22 protein-coding genes and 1 tRNA gene are annotated in these 17,844 nt (G+C 49.5%); 8 read left to right on the top strand and 15 right to left on the bottom strand.

Going from position 1 to position 17,844, the window contains the following annotated elements; genetic code table 11:
* Window positions 1–25 precede the first annotated feature (25 nt).
* From HF650_RS06285 to HF650_RS06260, 6 genes are read right to left on the bottom strand one after another with little or no spacing between them, the layout of a single operon-like run.
* The gene (locus HF650_RS06285) at window positions 26–841 is read right to left on the bottom strand and encodes an antitermination protein (RefSeq protein ID WP_187801641.1); all 816 of its coding nucleotides are present in this window, start codon (window positions 839–841) and stop codon (window positions 26–28) included.
* Window positions 838–1,206: a RusA family crossover junction endodeoxyribonuclease gene (locus tag HF650_RS06280; RefSeq protein WP_187801640.1), complete on the bottom strand. Its 369-nt coding sequence runs from the start codon at window positions 1,204–1,206 to the stop codon at window positions 838–840. The genes HF650_RS06285 and HF650_RS06280 overlap by 4 nt, the downstream gene beginning before the upstream one ends.
* The gene (locus HF650_RS06275) at window positions 1,193–2,569 is read right to left on the bottom strand and encodes a DnaB helicase C-terminal domain-containing protein (RefSeq protein ID WP_187801639.1); all 1,377 of its coding nucleotides are present in this window, start codon (window positions 2,567–2,569) and stop codon (window positions 1,193–1,195) included. The genes HF650_RS06280 and HF650_RS06275 overlap by 14 nt, the downstream gene beginning before the upstream one ends.
* Complete coding sequence (locus HF650_RS06270; RefSeq protein ID WP_187801638.1) at window positions 2,566–3,444, bottom strand: ATP-binding protein; 879 nt, start codon at window positions 3,442–3,444, stop codon at window positions 2,566–2,568. The genes HF650_RS06275 and HF650_RS06270 overlap by 4 nt, the downstream gene beginning before the upstream one ends.
* Before the next feature lie 16 nt (window positions 3,445–3,460).
* Window positions 3,461–4,342 carry a hypothetical protein gene (locus tag HF650_RS06265; protein WP_223284277.1) on the bottom strand — a complete coding sequence of 294 codons (882 nt, stop codon included), beginning with the start codon at window positions 4,340–4,342 and terminating at the stop codon, window positions 3,461–3,463.
* 48 nt (window positions 4,343–4,390) lie between these two features.
* Entirely contained in the window at window positions 4,391–4,618 is a 228-nt protein-coding gene (locus tag HF650_RS06260; protein ID WP_187801637.1) for a YdaS family helix-turn-helix protein, read from the bottom strand.
* Window positions 4,619–4,727: 109 nt separating this feature from the next.
* Here HF650_RS06260 and HF650_RS06255 point away from each other — a divergent pair, with 109 nt between their 5' ends.
* The 6 genes from HF650_RS06255 to HF650_RS06230 all read left to right on the top strand — a co-directional run bounded on the left by HF650_RS06255 (window position 4,728) and on the right by HF650_RS06230 (window position 7,497).
* On the top strand, window positions 4,728–5,453 hold the full coding sequence (locus HF650_RS06255) for a S24 family peptidase (RefSeq protein ID WP_187801636.1): 726 nt from the start codon (window positions 4,728–4,730) through the stop codon (window positions 5,451–5,453).
* A 165-nt stretch (window positions 5,454–5,618) separates the two neighbouring features.
* Complete coding sequence (locus tag HF650_RS06250) at window positions 5,619–5,939, top strand: hypothetical protein (protein WP_187801635.1); 321 nt, start codon at window positions 5,619–5,621, stop codon at window positions 5,937–5,939.
* Window positions 5,940–6,295: 356 nt separating this feature from the next.
* Window positions 6,296–6,526, top strand: coding sequence for a hypothetical protein (locus HF650_RS06245; RefSeq protein ID WP_187801634.1), 231 nt, complete (start codon window positions 6,296–6,298; stop codon window positions 6,524–6,526).
* A complete protein-coding gene (locus HF650_RS06240; protein WP_187801633.1) occupies window positions 6,519–6,878 on the top strand; it encodes a hypothetical protein in 360 nt (119 codons plus the stop codon). The genes HF650_RS06245 and HF650_RS06240 overlap by 8 nt, the downstream gene beginning before the upstream one ends.
* On the top strand, window positions 6,875–7,096 hold the full coding sequence (locus tag HF650_RS06235; RefSeq protein WP_187801632.1) for a hypothetical protein: 222 nt from the start codon (window positions 6,875–6,877) through the stop codon (window positions 7,094–7,096). The genes HF650_RS06240 and HF650_RS06235 overlap by 4 nt, the downstream gene beginning before the upstream one ends.
* Entirely contained in the window at window positions 7,093–7,497 is a 405-nt protein-coding gene (locus HF650_RS06230) for a hypothetical protein (RefSeq protein WP_187801631.1), read from the top strand. The genes HF650_RS06235 and HF650_RS06230 overlap by 4 nt, the downstream gene beginning before the upstream one ends.
* Window positions 7,498–7,646: 149 nt before the next feature.
* On the opposite strand, the gene HF650_RS06225 is transcribed toward HF650_RS06230, so the two are convergent.
* From HF650_RS06225 to HF650_RS06200, 6 genes are all read right to left on the bottom strand, one after another.
* On the bottom strand, window positions 7,647–7,820 hold the full coding sequence (locus tag HF650_RS06225; RefSeq protein ID WP_187801630.1) for a hypothetical protein: 174 nt from the start codon (window positions 7,818–7,820) through the stop codon (window positions 7,647–7,649).
* Window positions 7,820–8,416, bottom strand: coding sequence for a Rha family transcriptional regulator (locus HF650_RS06220; protein WP_187801629.1), 597 nt, complete (start codon window positions 8,414–8,416; stop codon window positions 7,820–7,822). Before HF650_RS06220 ends, HF650_RS06225 begins: the two co-directional genes overlap by 1 nt.
* Before the next feature lie 104 nt (window positions 8,417–8,520).
* Complete coding sequence (locus HF650_RS06215; RefSeq protein WP_187801628.1) at window positions 8,521–8,721, bottom strand: AlpA family transcriptional regulator; 201 nt, start codon at window positions 8,719–8,721, stop codon at window positions 8,521–8,523.
* A 119-nt stretch (window positions 8,722–8,840) separates the two neighbouring features.
* Complete coding sequence (locus HF650_RS06210; RefSeq protein ID WP_187801627.1) at window positions 8,841–9,671, bottom strand: hypothetical protein; 831 nt, start codon at window positions 9,669–9,671, stop codon at window positions 8,841–8,843.
* Between the two features lie 328 nt (window positions 9,672–9,999).
* Window positions 10,000–11,187 (bottom strand): integrase arm-type DNA-binding domain-containing protein, encoded by a 1,188-nt coding sequence (locus tag HF650_RS06205; RefSeq protein WP_187801626.1) that lies wholly within the window; start codon window positions 11,185–11,187, stop codon window positions 10,000–10,002.
* 165 nt (window positions 11,188–11,352) lie between these two features.
* Window positions 11,353–11,429: transfer RNA gene (locus HF650_RS06200), tRNA-Arg, on the bottom strand.
* Between the two features lie 280 nt (window positions 11,430–11,709).
* On the opposite strand from HF650_RS06200, the gene HF650_RS06195 reads away from it, so the two are divergent.
* Window positions 11,710–12,510, top strand: coding sequence for a DNA-binding response regulator (locus HF650_RS06195; RefSeq protein WP_223284276.1), 801 nt, complete (start codon window positions 11,710–11,712; stop codon window positions 12,508–12,510).
* A 607-nt stretch (window positions 12,511–13,117) separates the two neighbouring features.
* A complete protein-coding gene (fimZ, locus tag HF650_RS06190; RefSeq protein ID WP_187801625.1) occupies window positions 13,118–13,750 on the top strand; it encodes a fimbria biosynthesis transcriptional regulator FimZ in 633 nt (210 codons plus the stop codon).
* A gap of 52 nt (window positions 13,751–13,802) precedes the next feature.
* Here the strand turns inward: fimZ and sfmF are convergent, their stop codons facing one another.
* From sfmF to fimD, 3 genes are read right to left on the bottom strand one after another with little or no spacing between them, the layout of a single operon-like run.
* Window positions 13,803–14,303, bottom strand: coding sequence for a fimbria assembly protein (gene sfmF / locus HF650_RS06185; protein WP_223284275.1), 501 nt, complete (start codon window positions 14,301–14,303; stop codon window positions 13,803–13,805).
* A gap of 9 nt (window positions 14,304–14,312) precedes the next feature.
* A complete protein-coding gene (fimH, locus tag HF650_RS06180) occupies window positions 14,313–15,308 on the bottom strand; it encodes a type 1 fimbria D-mannose specific adhesin FimH (RefSeq protein WP_187801624.1) in 996 nt (331 codons plus the stop codon).
* A gap of 5 nt (window positions 15,309–15,313) precedes the next feature.
* Window positions 15,314–17,839, bottom strand: a complete 2,526-nt coding sequence (gene fimD / locus HF650_RS06175) for an outer membrane usher protein FimD (RefSeq protein ID WP_187801623.1) — start codon at window positions 17,837–17,839, stop codon at window positions 15,314–15,316.
* Window positions 17,840–17,844 lie beyond the last annotated feature (5 nt).

Below are 17,844 nucleotides of genomic sequence, written 5' to 3'. Positions count from 1 at the left end.
GGTGTCGACATTTGCTCCGATCACGTTAATAAGCTGTTGCCTTATCGAATTCTACAGCCGCATGTCGCTCACCTTCATTCAACGCATCAACTAATCGTTCATAGAATGGCTTCCAGTTGCGCGACCATGAGGATTGATGAAGATCAGGGAGGTTCTTAAGAATGGCGCGGTGTACCGTCGCAGAGGAGACCGCAGAGAAGCCATTGCCTGAGCATCGCTCGCAGGTTTTAAAGACCGGAGCGCCGCGCTCGCTTGTGGCCTTGCGGTCAAGTACCTCGCCTTTACCGCCGCAACGACAACGCGCACTTATTATTCCCTTACCTTCACAGGTTTCGCAAACCGCCGGGATATACTCTGTTATCTCTGTCCATTTCTCCCAGTCAGACGGGCGGGCCGCACGCGAACGACAAGCCCAGTAAGGTGCTTTTCCCCAGGGGTAAGACACCTTGCGGGTAATCTGCATGCGGGTTGTTCTTCCAGTACCGCTGCAGGTGGTGCAGGTGCTGCTGCTGGCTGCTGAACGGGCATACTCAGCAAAGGCAAACTGTGCCAGCACCTGCATGCACCAGCCAAACTCGCCACCAGCTGCTTTACGCACATTCTTCGGGGCAACTTCCATCGCGTGCCGCACCAGCGCCTGCACTGCGATTTGCTCATCCGTTTTGCTGATCCCCGCCTTTCCAAAGAACGCAGCAAGACCGAAGCGCGCGCGGCTGCTGGTGGTGCCAATCGCTGCCATTACATCTGTACCGGTCAGCCTGTCAGGAGAGGTGCCTTTAACGCTGTCGCTGATGTTCATGCCCTGAGGGCTGAAGTGTTTAAGTGATACTTCAAGTTTCATTCCATAGCCCTCTCGTTCTTTGAAATTACAATCTGCCCTTTCTCACCCCAGCGCTTTGTTACCCGCACATCCCAGATATGCGCATCATCGGTAAACAGCGCATCCATGAGCGCCTTAATCATGTTGTCGACATCCGGTTTTTGCTGGTGCGCCTGACCACTCATCGCAGCGCGTTTCTTCAGGCTCCAGCTGGCGGGCATGGGAATGACAAAAGTGATATGTCCTCCGGACTCCGGCATAACCAGTCCATGCAGGCGAACCTCATCGCAAAAGGCCCGGTAACGCAGAACCGCATCCCGCTTTTTCCATTTATCTGCGCGGGTCATGCGTGGCTTACCCATCGGAGTGATATTAAAAATCTTCATATGCCGGGTGGCTCCCTTTCGCATAGCGACGCGCCTGAGCCCTGACCGGCGGCGCAGACCGGGCTTTTGCCTCATCCTGATCGATCGGCAGGAAATGGCCGTTGAAGAACCGGCGGTATACAGTTCCCAGCTCACCGTTGCGCTGCTTGGTAATATTGATCTCGGCAATGTTTTTCGCCGGGGATTCGGGGTTATAAACCTCGTCACGGTAAAGCATCATGATCAGATCAGCGTCGGCCTCGATTTCGCCGGAGTTTTTAAGGTCAGAGTTCATCGGGCGTTTATTGGGGCGCGATTCAACGCCGCGCGAAAGCTGGCTCAGGGCGATAACCGGTGTTTTGTTTGCTTTTGCCAGACGCTTCAGGCCTTTCGACACATCACCGACTGCGAGATCGTACCGGGCGGCGCTCTGGATTTTGATAAGTGCCAGATAATCCACCACCACCAGCGCGATTTCAGGATGGGCAAGTTTCCAGCGGGTTGCCGTCTGGCAAATTTGCTCAACAGTCAGATCGTTAACGTCGACCATCCAGATGTTGCGGCCCGTAAGGTGGCCCACACCGTTCGTAAGCCGCGCCCAGTCTTCATCTTCAAAGCGATCGGCGGCCTTAAGGCGTGAAACAGGCATACCGCCCGCCGCTGAAACCATGCGTTCGCCGATCTGAATGTTTGCCATTTCCATGCTGAAGAACAGCACACCATGCCCCTGAGCAGAAACCTTATCAATGATGTCCAGCGCCAGCTCGGTTTTGCCCATTGACGGCCGCGCGGCGATAAACACCAAGTCGGTGATATCGATCCCGCCCGTTTTCGCGTCGAGGTCGTCAATACCGGTAAGCAGGCTGCGCCCCTCTTCCGTGCCCTCCATGCGCGCTTCAACACGCGCCAGAACCTCAGGAAGCAATTCATCAATGTGAACAGGGTTAACGGTGTCGGCGCTGACATCGATTAACGACATCACCTGCCTGGCAGATTCGAGGGCAGCGACCGCGGCATCACCGGTTTTCGCATCCCGGATGCCGGCAAGTGCTTCTGTCATGGCTTTTTCAGCGTCGCGAACAGCGGCATTGCGGGTCAGCATGGATACGTACGAGATAAGTGCTGATTTAGCCCAGGCAATACTCGACGATGCCATAATCGTGGCGCTCAGATCCGGGAGTACCTCGCAGAGCAACAACGGGTCAATTACCCCGCTGCGCGCCTGGCGACAGATTCCCGCATAGATTTCCCGATACTGATGAACAGAGAACACGCTCCCCGGTACGCGGGAGAGAATATCCAGCACTTCGGGATCTGCACCGCGCAGGAAGATAGCGCCGATAACAGCACCCTCCAGATCGTCATTTCGCCAGACCTGACTCATGCTGCGGCCCCGCGGTTACTGCGGAAACTTTCCCAGCTGAAAGCCAGCTTGTTAATGCCCCCGTCCGTGACCCGGTCAACGATGCGTTCGCCGATGGTTTCCTTCAGTTGCTCAAATGTGAGGTTGCTGATAAGAATCGTCGGGAGGATGCTTTCGTAGCGGGCGTTGATCACCTCCTGGAGGATGGTCATCTCTGTAGGGCTGCCGAACTGCACCCCTACCTCGTCGATGATGAGCAGGTCCAGGGTGGCAAAGTGCTCGATAACCTGTTCCTCACTGCTTTCGGCATTGTGGCGCCAGGTGCTTTTCACCGCACGGATAAGGCGCATGACATCGGTGATCTCCACCTTCGCCAGGTGATCGCGGATAATTTTCTTTGCCAGCGAAACGGCTAAATGGTTTTTGCCGGTACCGCATGTGCCCGTCATGACAAGCCCGGTGCCCGCCTGCAGACGCTCTGGCCATGTGGCGGCATACCGCTGGCAGGCAGCCAGATTTTTCGCCGCGCTGGGGTTAATAGCCTGGTAATTGCCAAACTCACAGGCTTCGAAGCGGCGCGCAATGCCGGCATTGTCCAGCAGGTCGCACACGCGCAGTTCCCGCAGCGCGGCTTCTGCCTGGACAATCTGATCCCTGATGCACGCCGGGCAGGGCGAGTGAACGACGTTTTCAGCGCCACGCAGGGATTTTCCGGACAGCGCCAGACTTTCGTAATCCCCGTGGATGGCGCATGACACCGTGGTAACCCCACCCGCTTCCCAGCTGCCCCACCGCCATGGTTTTTTATGCTCCACGGCAAATTCGAGTTCTTCGGTTAATGCGTCGCGCTTCGCCTGCAGGCTGTCTTTTTCTTCGCGTTGTTTGATAGTCAGCATGTTGTTTCCCCTGAAATTACCAGTTGCAGTCTGAGTCGCCGTAGTTCTGTTCACCGAACCCGGAGACCGGAAGTGCGTTGCGGCGACCACCTCCGTTTATGGATGGTGCCTGCCATGACTCTTCGAAATGACGATCGGGACCGAAAAATGTTGCTGCCTGTTTGACGAATTGCGACCCGGCATTGCCAGTGGCGCTGACGTATGCCGCATAGCGCGTTACGCCTGCCTGCATGTCTGCCGGGCTTACGCCCTCTTTCAGACGTGCTTTCCACGCCTTGAATGCTGCGGCTTTGGGATTGCCACCAGCGCGTTTTGGGTATGCCTGCCAGGCTTCTTCGAATGTAGGAGAATAATCAGTACAAGATTTCACCTTCGGCGTGTCGGCTTCAGCCGATGCACCGAGAGATTTATTCTCTGTATTAATCTTCTGTGTAGTCTCTTGGTAATCTACTGTATGAATGGATGCGGAATTTCCACGTAACTGTTCGTTGGTTTTCCCCACACCTGCATGCTGGTTTTCCACATCACTGTTTGCGGAATTTCCGCATCCTTGGTTGTTGGTTTTCCCCACACCTGCATGCTGGTTTTCACCGACAAGAAGCTCTTCCAAACGCTCCTGATTTACTCTGAAATATAATTTCGCAGGGATGCCGCGCTTCGCTTCTTCCAGAACGCCACAAGTAACCAGTTTTTTACGAGCGCCTTCCTGCTCGTAACGGGTCAGCCCTGTCTCTTCCTCGAGTTCAGCCTGGGTTTTATAAAACCATTGCCCTTCCATACGGTTTTGCCAATAAACAATCTGGGACAGGAGCAAAGCCCCGGTTATACCAACCCCCAAACGCACAAAGGACCGCTGAAAAGCAATCGGACGATCAACGAGCTGTAAGAATTGACTCACTGAATTATCCTCCCAAATTGCTGTTAACAGTTGCTGGTTCTCGATGCATCACTTGCTATCCTTGATGTGCGGAACGGGAAAAAGTCTTGGTTTATCTGGCCTCAGTTCATGTGCTGGAATCCCAGTCACGTCAGCTACGTCAAGAACATAATCGGTACCGACCCTACCAACCTTTTTCCAATAGGAAACGGATGGCTGTTTAACACCAACAGCTCTCGCTAACGCGTGAACACCGCCAGCTATATCGATAGCTTTCTCTACTGCCGTTTTAGTCATTTAGATGCCCCCTCCGAATTGCTATTAATCAATAATAGCAATAGCTATTAACGCGAGCAATAGACATACTTATCATTTGGACATAAAATGCAATAGAGGAGACTATGAGATGAACAAAAACGAATTACTTACGTTGGGCGAAAGACTCAATTACGCAATGTCTCAAGCAGGTATGAGCCAAGGTATGCTGGCTAAGCAAGCAGGAATGGCTCAGCCTACTATTTGGCGAATAGCCACAGGGAGGGCGAATGGTTCGTCCAAGATACTTGATATAGCGAAAGCCCTGAACGTTAGGCCAGAGTGGCTTGTAAGCGGTGAAGAGCCAATGACTGCTGATGATTATTCAAATAAACCTGAGAATAAAAAAAATGAAGACCATCCAGGGGAGAATGGAAGTGACAACACGCCAGTCAGTGAAGACGAAGTTGATGTGGTGCTTCTGAATGATATTGAGTTTGCAGGTTCAGATGATCACCTTGTCAAAGATGGCGATAGTGGCCATAAGGTTAGGTTCTCGAAATCTACCCTTCTCAGAGTAGGCGCTGATCCAAGTGGTAGCAGTATAGTGTGCTTTCCGATTAGAGGCGGCAGCATGGAACCAGCCATGCCTGATGGAACTACCGTTGCAGTCAACTTAGAAGATAAAAAAATCGTTGATGGAAAGATTTATGCCATAAATGAAGATGGGTGGAAAAGAATTAAACTTCTATACCGTACTGGTCCAGATACAGTCAGCATAAGAAGCTATAACAGCGCTGAGTTTCCTGCCGAGGAGAAATCATTGCAAAACCTTGAAATTATTGGACGAGTATTCTGGTACTCAGTACTATTGTGAGTCCAAATCCATAAAAAAACGCCGCGCAAGCGGCTTTTTTTTATTATTAAATTCATGTAATTACGTCAACATCTCATTTCAATAGCAAATTTAATAGATTAATCTATTGATTCAGCCAATAGCATTGTCTATTATCATTTCATCGGCAAAAAACGGAGCCTTGAAATGACAACCTCACCAAAAACCAAAAAGTTTTATCAGCTCGTAGATATTGATGATTTTCGTTATAGCAATAATTGCTCAGGTATCGATTATGGTGATTTAGCTTGTGACTGTGACACTAAAACAATTTCAATTCTCGAAGCCATAAATTATATTGGCCTGAGCATATTCGCGCTTGCAGAAGATGCTGGCGTAGATAAAGAAAAGATTGGAAAACTTTCCTGCATCATCGCAGACCTTGCAGAACTTGGGATTGCAACAAATAAGATATCACATTCAGCCTCATATCTTTCTGGTTTAAAGGATTGTGATCATGGCGCATGAAATGTCTTTAGAACAAGCTAAAGAGAAGGCCTATCAAGCAGAAATTATTTGCCACATGATGCAACTGTACCCAAACAAAATGGATGCACTGAGATTGAAGCTGTAGCCTCTCTGCTTAGCACGTTAACTGGCGACGTATGCGCCTGGCTCATAGAAGAGCAAGCTCTTAAAGATAAAAAATAAATAATATTAATTCAAAGGATTTATTTCAGCTTAATTGCTGTGGAATCTCACAATCTTTTTTATGTCGTTCATCATGAAAAAAAGATGCTTTTAAGACAGCAAAAATGATGTGCAGCGCCGGCTATTGGGTTATCGCAAATTTATATTTAAAGAAAGCATATGGGAGATAACAAATGATTCAGCAGCGTCAGAATATTATGAACGTTAAGATTCAGGCAGAGCAACTTAATTTCCTTATGCAGACAATCCATGCTCACCATGAGCAGTTTGACTGCTTTCAACTTAATGCGCTTTTAGGTCTGGCTTACGATATTGCTGGCTCAGTTTTCGACTGGACAGACAAAGAAGAGCAAATCGTTCTGGCGAACGATGAAGCAGAAAGGAAAGGTAAAACGCATGGATAATTTAATTTCGACTTACCACCGTCGGATATTAAAAGCCGCCCTGATTCGCCACCAGAGAAAAACTGGCAGCACCTGCATTGTTATCAGTCTTCCTAAAGGCGGTATAGCCACGCTGGAGATTACTGAAATTGTTCTGGATGGGCTTCTTGTTCGCTTCGAAAAGATAGCCCGGAAAGAGCATGGAAGCGTCGAGGGCTATAAAGCTATCCGCGATTTGTACCGGAATGCAGTTGATGTGAATGGTCATGGCGAATACCTGACAGAAAGCGGAAAGCTGCTGGTTGATGAGCTTGTGGCTGAGCTGGTCGAACACGCGAAGAAAACAGCGGCCATCACACAGGAGCATTCATGACACTTACTGCGATCCGAATCCCTGAATGGGTTCACGAAAGGGCTGTGAGTGTGCTGCGCCAGCACCGCGCAGGGCGGATCCGCCCCCGCCGCATGCACAAGACAGGCTATCTGAGCCTGAATGTGAATCTCCGCTGGCGCCTGCTTTCCCGCGACGGTGGCCAGAACTGGGAAGTGATGAGCCACGAACGCTATTCAAAACTGAAGGACAGAAAATGACTGACAAACGCATCGCCAGCGCAATCGACCTGGCATTACAGCAACACGACACCCCGGCTGGTCCGTTGTTCGTGGCACGCCGTCACGGCCGCATCAAAAAATGCTTCACCCGCAATACGGCGATCCGCTATCTGGCTTTCTTCATGACCACCTGGGCTTTTGAGCGCTCCGGTTTTCAGCAGCGTCACCCGCGGGTACGCATTGATCGTGACGATATGGAGGTCTGGCGTGACGGTGAGACAAAGCCAGAGTATATGGCAGCCCACAAGCGTTGTGTACGCCGTCTGCGCCGTATTCTGGCTCGAAAGCGTGACATGGAAAAGTGGTGCCAGCAGTGGGATGCCATGCATGATCGCTACGTGAAAGATGTTGAAGCCCTTCAGTCCAGCAAACCGTTTTGAGGATCACGCGATGTTTGACAAAAATTTAGTCCTGAAGCAACTCAGAGCGGTGTACGGGATGGAAACAGAGTAATTGGCTAGAGAAACGCGGATAGGAAGGTGAACGAATAAAAATATGGGGTGGCGCAAGCCACCCCATATTAACGAGACTATAAAACGCCTTCATGCTCGAGTGCCTTGCGGGCGATTTCCCCCACTAAATCTACAAGTTCATGCAACAGCGTCGCCTCTTTCCCAGTAGTGGATAAATATCCTGCAGCAACTGCAAACGCCCTGATTCTCTCAAGTTCATTAACAGGATTGAGTTTTTGCTTATCGCACATTAATGAATCTCCTTATCACGACCGCTACAGATTAAATCAAGCTTCAACTGACTGAGGCTCTCAACCAGCGATTCCGCTTTTTCAAGCAGTACCAAGTCGTCCTGACGTTTACGTAAACGACGGCCAGCGTCACTTGAGTCTTCATCTGAGACCTTACGAGCTCCAGCCACAATTGCTTGCAGTTCTTGCACTGAGTAATTGAGATAGCCATGAGCTTGGCGATCTAACTCTTCCATGTAATCGTAGACCTTAGCCTGCAGTTCGTAGCTATAACTCATTGCCATCAGGCAGGCCTCGCGTTTAGGGAAGTTGTAGCAAGATTGGCCTCGCCCTTTGCCATCAATGTAATCTCCAAAAAATTTTGGAGATTGAGCTTCACCCAAGACTTTTGGCACTTTCGCCATCAAACTGTCGTGGCGAAGCTTGCGATATTTCTTGCATGGGAATGACATTCCCTCCTCTTTAGCTTTCATCTGCCGCTCAGCATTGATGTAATCGACCATTTCCAGACTACTCATGGTTGGCGTAGAAATGCCGTGCTGTACAATTTTAGGTTGAGCGAGATCCTCCCCAGTAGGGGCATATAATTTAATCATGATAATTTACCTGTCTTTAATTCGCTGATAACTGCCGCGACAATCAGATCTTAACCAGATGCTAATTAAACGACACGCAACAAATGCACATAGAGTGTTCTTTATCAGGCAACCTCCTTGCGCGATTCTTCGATGCGCTGGTTAATCCAGTTATCAACTTCACTTTCGACAAAGGCAATTGCGCGAGAACCAATTTTCACGGAGGATGGAAATTTACCTTGTCCCATAAGACGATAAATCCAGGCTTTGCTGTAGCCAGTGCGCCTCTGCACTTCATGAAAACGGATTAGAGATGGTTGTGACATGTAACCCCCAGTATCACTAATGCGCCTTGGTTAGACGCTGGTAGACAACGGTTAAAGGTTACTTTTGTAGACATCACGACTTCGGAATATTCCAATACACACATGGAATATTCCATTTTTCATTTCTTATCGAGATCGACGCCCCGGAGCCATTTATCGATGGTTTTTCCTGATGGAAGTTTAAGCCCGAGCGTATCGAAATCCTTATTGATTTCACTTTGACTGTTATCAAAATGCTTTCGGGGGTTGTTTACAATATCCTCATCTTTATAGCAAAGATAAAGTAATGATTTAATTAGTTTAGCCATTGACGTTAGCGTTTTATTCCCAACATCTTTTGTCAAAACATTTTTAATACGGGCTGATTCATCAGTCAGGCTAAAGAGATCAATCTTCATTCCACCATTCATTAGAATATCCAACTCATCTGCCATTATTACAAAATCATCTGATGAAAAACTTTTCGCCTCATAAAAACAAGGCCCACTCACATCAAATCCTTTTGTTGATAAATCCCATCCTTCGGTGTTTGTATTCAAGTTATTTCGCGGATGTATAAGTTGAGAAACATCAGCTTTTTTAGATTTCTCAAATGCAGGTAATGTTAGCTCAGTATGTGCGATCGCAAACCATCCATTAACATACTCGGCCCAGCACGGATTACCATCCTCGGCAGTGAAGAAATAAGCATTAGAATCCATAGTTATAAGATTATATCTAGAGGAATAATGCATAGTAAAACTTTCTTGATTGTCGTTTAACTCATCTAATAAACTATCAGATAGTGAGGCGTAAAAATAACAATCGCTACCAGCTTTATTGCTGTCCTCATAATGTACGCAGAGTTGTAATACGCCTATTGCTGCATAGTGCAAAAGGTCTTCTATTTCACAACCCGATTTTTTAGCTGCCTGCTGAAGTGTATAATACTCCCTCTTTGGTAATGCCATATACAGCCACCTCGCGTCCTCTTTTTTTGGTGGCTATGCCAACCCGCAGAGGTGTACGGATATTAGAAGAACAGCCTATACATAGCCATTACCTTTGAATGAATTATCGTCTACTGGAGTATACATGTCCATAGTGAACTGTATACATAACCAGCCTTTGTCTAGCCTGACAAACAATCACGTTTATGCATTTGTTCCAACCCGAAAAATCCCCTCCAACTTAAATGTGTAAATATATCTAAAAAACAATGATTTACATTTTTAAATCTAAATATGGAACAAGTGTAATTATTGGAACAACTATTTTTCATCTCAAAGAGTAAAACTCTCAGCCGGTGATTTTATCAGCCAACTCATCCAGATAGTCTGCATACCACTGAAGCATTTCGCGTCGCCCGTCAATGTACTGAGCATGGTTATATGTTCCCCGAATAGTGTTCTTGTCGGCATGAGCGAGTTGAGATTCAATCCATGCGGTATTAAATCCTTGCTCATGAAGAATGGTACTCATGGTATGGCGGAAGCCATGGCCCGTTGCTCTCCCATCGTAACCTACCCTTTTTATGACTTGGTTGATACTAGCCTCACTCATCGGCTTTCCAGCGTCATTGCGCCCTGGGAAAACATATTTACCGCGCCCGGTGATACTTTTGACTTCTAATAGCATAGCTTTAACCTGGCTCGTGAGAGGTACTAGGTGAGGACGGCGCATCTTCATGCGTTCCTTGGGGATCTGCCAGAGATTATTTGAGAAGTCGAATTCCTTCCACTCCGCGGCACGTAGTTCAATGGTTCTGACGCCGGTATACATCAGCAGAAAAGTGGCAGTCCGGGTTATTTTACTTCCACTGTAGCCCATGAGGGCTTCGATAAACCCGCCGAGTTCATCCCATTGTAAATGGGGGTAGTGCTGTTGCTTCGGTGGTTTGAGAGCTCCTGCCAGGTCCGCAACTGGGTTGTTTTCTGCACGGCCGGTGATGATTGCATATGTGAAAATTTGCTTACAGGCTTGTCGTATTTTTTTGAGTTTATCGAGCACGCCCCTTTCTTCCAGCTTCTTCAGCACAGCCAACATATCAACAGGTTTGATATCAGTAATGGCTCGCTTGCCGATATAAGGAAAAATATCTTTCCTTAGGGACTCAAGGATGTCGTCGGCATAACCAGATGACCAGTTTGTTTTTTTATGTTTATGCCATTCAAGAGCGATCAGTTCAAAGCTGTTCTGCATTGCTACAGCTTTTGCGTTCTTGATGGCTTGTTTCACATCAGATGGATCGCTGCCGGCAGCAATGACACGCTTTGCCTCATTACGTTTATCGCGCGCATCAGCCAGGGTGACATCAGGGTACACACCAAGAGCCAGCAGTTTTTCTTTACCTGCATAGCGATATTTGAGTCTCCAGTATCGAGAACCATTTGGGTTTACCAGCAGATACATTCCTCCACCGTCAGAGAGTTTATAGGGCTTGTCCTGAGGTTTGGAAGTGCTTACTTGACGTGCTGTGAGCTTCACTCTGGGGGTATCTCATTTTATTGAACAAAATATACCCCCAAATGTACCCCCACATAACAGTAGATTTCAAGATATGTTAATAGACAATGGGAGATGATAAATAGTTGAGGAATAGCGTGGAGACTGGATTTACTGGACTTATGGAGACGTGAGTAGAAGAAAGGATGGTACGCCCTACAGGGTTCGAACCTGTGACCTACGGCTTAGAAGGCCGTTGCTCTATCCAGCTGAGCTAAGGGCGCATTACGCGATGCCACCACTTTACGGTGGAAACGCCTGGAATTATACGGTCCGCACCAGGTGAGTCAATGTATTTTAGGCTGGTTGCCTGCGAAGTGAACGCGCCTGCGCGTTTTCGCGGCAATCCGCAAGTTTATGCGCCATTACGCCTACGTCCCCGCCTTAATCCTGCCCCACTTCTTGGGAAATATCCCAGATGGCTTTAAGTATCTGTACCTGTTTCTGCATGAATCAGATTGTAAAAATGTTGCTCTTAACAGGGCATAAAGCAGGACATGCAGCATGCGTTTGCTGCTGGCAAAGCCTGAATGGACAGGGCGTTTAAGCCGAAAAATAAAATACGTTGGCGAGGGAAAAATGCGAAAACGTATCCGTAGAGAAAAACATCGCAGCGATAAACCGACGCATCGGGTTCTACCTTACCGGGGCGCAACGCCTCCCCTTTTTGATACGCTGGAACAACTTGTCCAGCAACTCAATTTTGCACTGCCGGAATATATGATTAGCCAGACGCTAATCTCTACCGATCACTACTTAAGTTATGCCTGGCGCTGTTGTCTCTTCTCCGGCAAACGAAACGCAGTCTTTCCATCACTGGAGATGGCCAATCATCAGCTTTGCGAACCCTATCTTTCCCACTTAATTGTTGATATGGAGACCCTGACAACCTCCCGGCTGGAGGCGCTGGAAACCCTGCGGCAGCCTAATTTATGTAATCGCGGTTTGCATATCTATCTCCTCGCCTCAAAAGACGATCCGGCGCAAATGAGTTTTCTGCGCGCAGCGGGCCCTTTTCATGTTATAGCCCGTGACCTCTCCGTTGTTCCGTTCCGCCAGGCACTGTTGGTGCCTCCTGAAAGGAGTATTCACGCTCCGCTCTTTCCAGCAACGGAGTGGAAAATTCTCTCTTCCCTGGCGCGAGGATTAACCATGAAACGCATCGCCCGACAGCTCAACCTCCCTTATCATCGCGTTGTTTACCGACTCAATACCCAGCTTAGGTTACTTGGCCTTCCCGACAGACAAAGTCTTATTCATCTACTTCATCGTCTGACCCTCAACAGGCATCACCAGACGCTATGAATGGAATCACTCTTCACCTTATCTCATGGGTAAAACGGGATAGGAAAGCGCATCTGTTCAGGCATTTGTTCACAAGGCAATAACAATTAAAACTAATCCTGGAGCCAGACAGAGCGGATACCTTTCTTTGGTATCCGCTCTGCACAATGCTTTGCTCATACTTGCTGCGGAAAATGCCACTCATCTTTTTAACAGGCAGAAAACAAATAGCCTGATATTTTGTTTTGCTCGCCGTAAAAATTATAATTCACTAAAACAAGAAAAGTTGATAACAGATAGATTCAAATATCTTTTACGCTCTTTTATCTCTTAGAATTTCCTGTCGGCGAATAACTCACGCTAACTCATAAGACCTCTCCATACATATTTACCAGGTATAATTGATCTAGCGCATTAACCCGCACGCCTTTTCTCTTGCGTTAACACGGAATAGATTATTTCCCCCCTTCGCAGTCTGCGAGGGAAAAAGTCTGGCAGACAAGGATGCTACCGGTTTTCCCATGAAAATTATCTTCGTCACAGAAAACGTCAACGGCAATTACTCTTCTTAACGTCTGTGGCACACCTGCGTAGACGAGGCATAAAAAACAATCAGAGGCTAAAATAGATGAAACCGGCTTCCGTCATTATTATGGATGAGCATCCTATCGTCAGGATGTCGATAGAAGTTCTGTTGCAGAAAAACCAAAATGTGAAAGTCGTTCTAAAAACAGATGACAGCCGCAGCGCGCTCGATTTTATTCGCGCTAATAAAGTGGATCTGGTTATTCTGGACATTGAATTACCGAAGACCGATGGATTCACTTTATTAAGAAAAATCAAAGCAGTACGTGATGATGTCAACGTGCTTTTTCTCTCTTCAAAATCAGAGTCGTTTTATGCCGCACGCGCGATCCGCGCAGGCGCGAATGGTTTTGTCAGCAAAAGAAAAGATCTCAATGATATTTATAATGCGGTAAAGATGATTCTTGCCGGATACTCTTTCTTTCCTTCCGAAACGCTCAATTACATTAATCACCCTGGAAAACGTAAAGGGGAAACTCGGGATATGCCGCTCTCGAATCGCGAAGTCACGGTATTACGTTACCTGGCGAACGGTTTTTCAAACAAAGAGATTGCGGAACAATTGATACTCAGCAACAAAACAATCAGCGCCCATAAATCAAACATCTTCTCCAAACTCGGCGTGCATACCATCGTTGAGTTGATTGATTATGCCAAAGCACATGAACTGTTATAAAAAAAGGCCGCAGTATGTGCGGCCTTTTTAATCAATCGCGTTAAGAGAAAGCTTAATAATAATTAATGGTAAACATAGCATCTGATTTAGCGATGCCAGGCATGGGGTTATTCACCAGCGCAACGTAATTGGCAAAAAAATGTAAAAGCGAATTGCCATTACGATCCACCATTACCGCCTGGCTGGGAGCCTCAAGATCTAAAGGCGATAAGTCGTGGTCACGCAGTTGGATGGCCACCTGCTGCGCCATTTTACTGTCGCCGATCGCCAACCATGCCGGATTGCTGGCGGCTTTTCCTGAAAAGGTGACTGAAACACTTCCTGGCGGGCACCCCTTCAAGGCTAATGAAAAAGCGACCGGCATGGAGATATTCCCCGCCATCTGCAGCTTTCTGACTGACCAGCGCCCTAACGAGACCGTTTTGTGGCTATCGCTGCTTTCTATAGCACACCCTCCATGAATGACCGTGGCCCGGAGTTCAATATTGCTTTGCGCATGTACCGCGCTCATCCCGCAACCGAGCAGGAAAATAAGGTGTAAAAGGCGAGTCATCGCGGCTCCTCAGTTATATTCAACACGCAAAAAACCACGGGCGCTAAATGGCCCTTCCGCCGGTTTCTGGCCTGTAACGCTGACGGGCCACGCGCGAATGGCGACGTGCGCCGCGGCATTTTTATCAAGTTCAAGGGGGACCAGGCTAAAAATATTATTAGGCTTAAACGGTTGTCCCCACTCATTGGCGACCACGAAGCCCAAATCTGGATTATCCGAGACGAGGATATGACCTTTCGCTCGCTCAGCTTCAAGTCGCAGCGAAATGTATGCCCGGGCATGAACATTCGTACAGTTAATAGAAACCGTTCGACTTTGCGGTGTCACGCCGCGCGGGCGATTCCCCGCTCCGGCCTCGCTAAATAACCCAGCGCGAATATCACCAAAATCAAACTCAACGACCTGGCCGGCATTCACTTCGCAGCGCTGCGGCACCTCTACCACGCCGCCAAGGCTAATGGTATAGACCGGTGAAGTCAGCGGATCGTTTATGTCGGTGGTAACGTAGACGGTAAAGAGTGTCTGCTGCGGTATCGTCACCCGGTTCATAAAGCGCTCGGTCACCCGCAGCTTGAGCAGCAGTTGTGAATCCATTACGCCGAATGGCAGCTGCTTCGCCACATTCTCCTCCTGCCCCATGCGGATATAGTTCTCCGGCGGATAAAATTCGCCGGCGTAGCTGTCGCGGATACGCATCGCCGCCTGCAAATGGGGGGAAATTTGTAGATAACGATAACCGTGCGCGGTGAACTCCATCGGGAAACGCGTCACGTAGCTGCGGTAGGTATGGGTTTGTCGGGTTCCCGCAGGACAGATCGCCCGGACGCCGATCCAGGCTGATTTCTCCGATCGCGTAACCACTTTATACAGATGGTTATTGCTGCCATCGAAGCTGTTCGACAAATCGTAATGAATATCGGTAGGTGTGCCTGCGGCGTTATGACAACTGGCGGCGAAGGCCTGCGTTGCCACAAGCCATAACACCCCGGCAAAAAGAGAGCGCATGACGTTTATCCTTTGGTGTCACAGTGTGCGTTGATGAGAGTAATGGGCTGTTTCAGGCTTGCTTCCGGTAATGTGTAAGGGGCGACGCAGCGTTCATGCTCCCCCTCCCCCCACTGCACCAGCAGCTCGCCACGCAGCGGTAACCCACTCAAGAAAATTTGCCCCTCCTCGCCCACCATACTGCTGACACCACTGTCGCGTTCGCGCACCAGCGATCCAAAGGGTACCGGCCGGCCGCCACGCATCACCGTAAGCAGTGCCCGTACACCAATGCGTGTTGTAAAGCTGGCGCGTACCAGCGCACCCTGGGTCGGGACAACGCTGCCGACGTTACTCTCAATATCGATGTGATCGTTCAACGAGCCAGTATCCAGCGCAACGCGATTATGGCGATAGACAGTGGCATAGGGTACGACGGCATAGCCGCGCCAGTCGGTGGTAATCGCGGTATGGTTTTCAATTCTTACCCCTTGTGCGCCCGGAGCGCTGACCAGCACGTTGGTATCGCCAAGCGGCTGGGCAAAGGTAAGCCCATCGGCATGAAGCACTGCGCCGCCGCCGAACTGTCCGTTGTACTCTTGCTGCGCTCTGTCGTAGTTGTAACCAAGATCGAGCCTGCCCCAGGGGGCCTGCCAGTGGAGGTTGGCGCTACCGCTATATCCGCTGCTACCGCTGCCCTGATTGAGGTTATAACTAAGATTGCCCTCTTCCAGTAGCGTGCCGCCAATGCCGGTCTGCCAGCTAGTCTGCCCGCTGCTGCTGTGGTTGAGGTTGGCGCTGGCGTAGGTATTTCCCACCAGCCCTTTAGCGCGCGGGCCTAAACCTAATGCACTAAAGGGGACAGAGAAATTGAGCGCTGCGACGCGTTCCGCCCGCCTGTCGCTGGAAGCGTAGCTCCACGACCACGACAGGGCGTAGCTGATCCCTCGCCAGCCATCCGCGTAGCCAAGCTGCAGCCAGCGTCGATCGGGTGCTTTATCCCAATATGTCTGTTGAATACCGGAGAAATAGAGCGACCCGTAATCGCTGAAATTATGGGTAATGTTGGCCTGTAAGCGCCGTTTTTTATTTGCGCTATCGTCTCCCGACACTCTCTTTTCACCGCCAGCGTTTTTACTGAACGTATAAGCCACCTCGTCAAGCGTGTGAAAACCACGCGTCGAGTAGCGCCACGCCAGAAGCTGAAAGTGCGTACCCAGTTGATTGAGGGATTTGGCATACATGAAGCGCAATGAGTCGCCCTGCCGTTTCCGATTGTTAGCCAGGCGGCTGCGCGCATGGGTAAAATCGAGAGAGAGTGCTCCCAGATCACCCAGATTAACGCCTGCCCCGCTGGCGAACGCAGTGTAATCATCGGCAAGCTGCGTACCACCATAGAGGGTATACCCATCTGCCAGGCCCGCAACGACTGTCCCCTGCGTAAAAAAGGGCGAGCTGTAACGCCTGTTCCCACTGCGGTAGCGTCCGGCCACCACGTCATATTTTATCCGGCCTTCGCGCTGCAAAAGCGGCAACGTTGAGTAGGGCACGCTATATCGCTGCTCGCTGCCATCTTTCTCCTCCAGCACGACCTCAAGATCGCCACTGGAAGAGGTGGGGTTCAGATCGGTAATCGTAAACGGCCCGGCAGCAACACTGCTTTGATAGATGACATAGCCATTCTGCCGAATGGTGACCCTCGCCGGCGTTCGCGCAATGCCACGCACGGTAGGCGCATAGCCTTGCTGGCTCTCGGGATACATGGCGTCCGCAGAAAAGAGACGCAGACCACGAAAGCCCACGCTATCAAACAGCATATTCTGCGTATTGCTGTCACCCAGCACCAGTTCGCTTTTTAGCGGCACAATCGCCCGTTGCAACCAACTGTCTATATTTTCCCAGCGCTGCCTGCCGCCCTGCACCCTGCGCCAGGCCCCGTTATTACGCAGCCGCCACGAACCATAATTCAGCCCGCTCTGTAGCGCGAAAAAGTAGCTGTCACTCCGCGTACTATGGCTGCCGCTGAAGCTGTAATTAAACAAGGCAGCGGGGATGCCTTCATCCCATGCCTCTGGCGGAATGTGGTCACGGGCGCGGATATGCATAGAGGCCTGCGGTAAACCGATATCAAGCCGCATCGTGGAAAAGGTAAAAGTGGTCTGTGCGCCGGGAATCGCTTCACTAACGTCGATACACTCTCTTCCACCCGGTGAGTCAGGAGCGGAAAGCGCGGTCATATTTACCCCAAGACGTTCTAACAACGCATTTGAGAAACAGGGTGTCAGCCCTCCGGAGGCCTTACCTGCTTCGCTCTCTGCTTCCCGCTCGAAGCGGATATCCTGTGTAGCGATAAACTCGTCGTTGCGCCAGATATCAACGCGATAGCTACCCGGGCGCTGGTAGCCGTTTTCCAGCAGAGTTAAATCGGCCACTGAGGCGGGATCGTCTGATAAAAAAGCCGGATTAAAATAGCGCTCAGCATAGAGATCTGCCGGGCACAGCGCGGCCAGCATCGAGAGCGCAAACCGACGCGGAGGAGATTTTATGGTCATAATGG

Source organism: Kosakonia sp. SMBL-WEM22, from assembly GCF_014490785.1.
Taxonomy (GTDB): domain Bacteria; phylum Pseudomonadota; class Gammaproteobacteria; order Enterobacterales; family Enterobacteriaceae; genus Kosakonia.
This window is presented reverse-complemented; position numbering and strand designations above follow the sequence as displayed.

What these genes read in the sequence shown, in the direction of transcription:
- HF650_RS06285 (WP_187801641.1), bottom strand. Translation starts at nt 841, where the DNA reads ATGAAACTTGAAGTATCACTTAAACACTTCAGCCCTCAGGGCATGAAC.
- HF650_RS06280 (WP_187801640.1), bottom strand. Translation starts at nt 1,206, where the DNA reads ATGAAGATTTTTAATATCACTCCGATGGGTAAGCCACGCATGACCCGC.
- HF650_RS06275 (WP_187801639.1), bottom strand. Translation starts at nt 2,569, where the DNA reads ATGAGTCAGGTCTGGCGAAATGACGATCTGGAGGGTGCTGTTATCGGC.
- HF650_RS06270 (WP_187801638.1), bottom strand. Translation starts at nt 3,444, where the DNA reads ATGCTGACTATCAAACAACGCGAAGAAAAAGACAGCCTGCAGGCGAAG.
- HF650_RS06260 (WP_187801637.1), bottom strand. Translation starts at nt 4,618, where the DNA reads ATGACTAAAACGGCAGTAGAGAAAGCTATCGATATAGCTGGCGGTGTT.
- HF650_RS06255 (WP_187801636.1), top strand. Translation starts at nt 4,728, where the DNA reads ATGAACAAAAACGAATTACTTACGTTGGGCGAAAGACTCAATTACGCA.
- HF650_RS06250 (WP_187801635.1), top strand. Translation starts at nt 5,619, where the DNA reads ATGACAACCTCACCAAAAACCAAAAAGTTTTATCAGCTCGTAGATATT.
- HF650_RS06245 (WP_187801634.1), top strand. Translation starts at nt 6,296, where the DNA reads ATGATTCAGCAGCGTCAGAATATTATGAACGTTAAGATTCAGGCAGAG.
- HF650_RS06240 (WP_187801633.1), top strand. Translation starts at nt 6,519, where the DNA reads ATGGATAATTTAATTTCGACTTACCACCGTCGGATATTAAAAGCCGCC.
- HF650_RS06235 (WP_187801632.1), top strand. Translation starts at nt 6,875, where the DNA reads ATGACACTTACTGCGATCCGAATCCCTGAATGGGTTCACGAAAGGGCT.
- HF650_RS06230 (WP_187801631.1), top strand. Translation starts at nt 7,093, where the DNA reads ATGACTGACAAACGCATCGCCAGCGCAATCGACCTGGCATTACAGCAA.
- HF650_RS06225 (WP_187801630.1), bottom strand. Translation starts at nt 7,820, where the DNA reads ATGTGCGATAAGCAAAAACTCAATCCTGTTAATGAACTTGAGAGAATC.
- HF650_RS06220 (WP_187801629.1), bottom strand. Translation starts at nt 8,416, where the DNA reads ATGATTAAATTATATGCCCCTACTGGGGAGGATCTCGCTCAACCTAAA.
- HF650_RS06215 (WP_187801628.1), bottom strand. Translation starts at nt 8,721, where the DNA reads ATGTCACAACCATCTCTAATCCGTTTTCATGAAGTGCAGAGGCGCACT.
- HF650_RS06210 (WP_187801627.1), bottom strand. Translation starts at nt 9,671, where the DNA reads ATGGCATTACCAAAGAGGGAGTATTATACACTTCAGCAGGCAGCTAAA.
- HF650_RS06195 (WP_223284276.1), top strand. Translation starts at nt 11,710, where the DNA reads ATGCGTTTGCTGCTGGCAAAGCCTGAATGGACAGGGCGTTTAAGCCGA.
- fimZ (WP_187801625.1), top strand. Translation starts at nt 13,118, where the DNA reads ATGAAACCGGCTTCCGTCATTATTATGGATGAGCATCCTATCGTCAGG.
- sfmF (WP_223284275.1), bottom strand. Translation starts at nt 14,303, where the DNA reads ATGACTCGCCTTTTACACCTTATTTTCCTGCTCGGTTGCGGGATGAGC.
- fimH (WP_187801624.1), bottom strand. Translation starts at nt 15,308, where the DNA reads ATGCGCTCTCTTTTTGCCGGGGTGTTATGGCTTGTGGCAACGCAGGCC.
- fimD (WP_187801623.1), bottom strand. Translation starts at nt 17,839, where the DNA reads ATGACCATAAAATCTCCTCCGCGTCGGTTTGCGCTCTCGATGCTGGCC.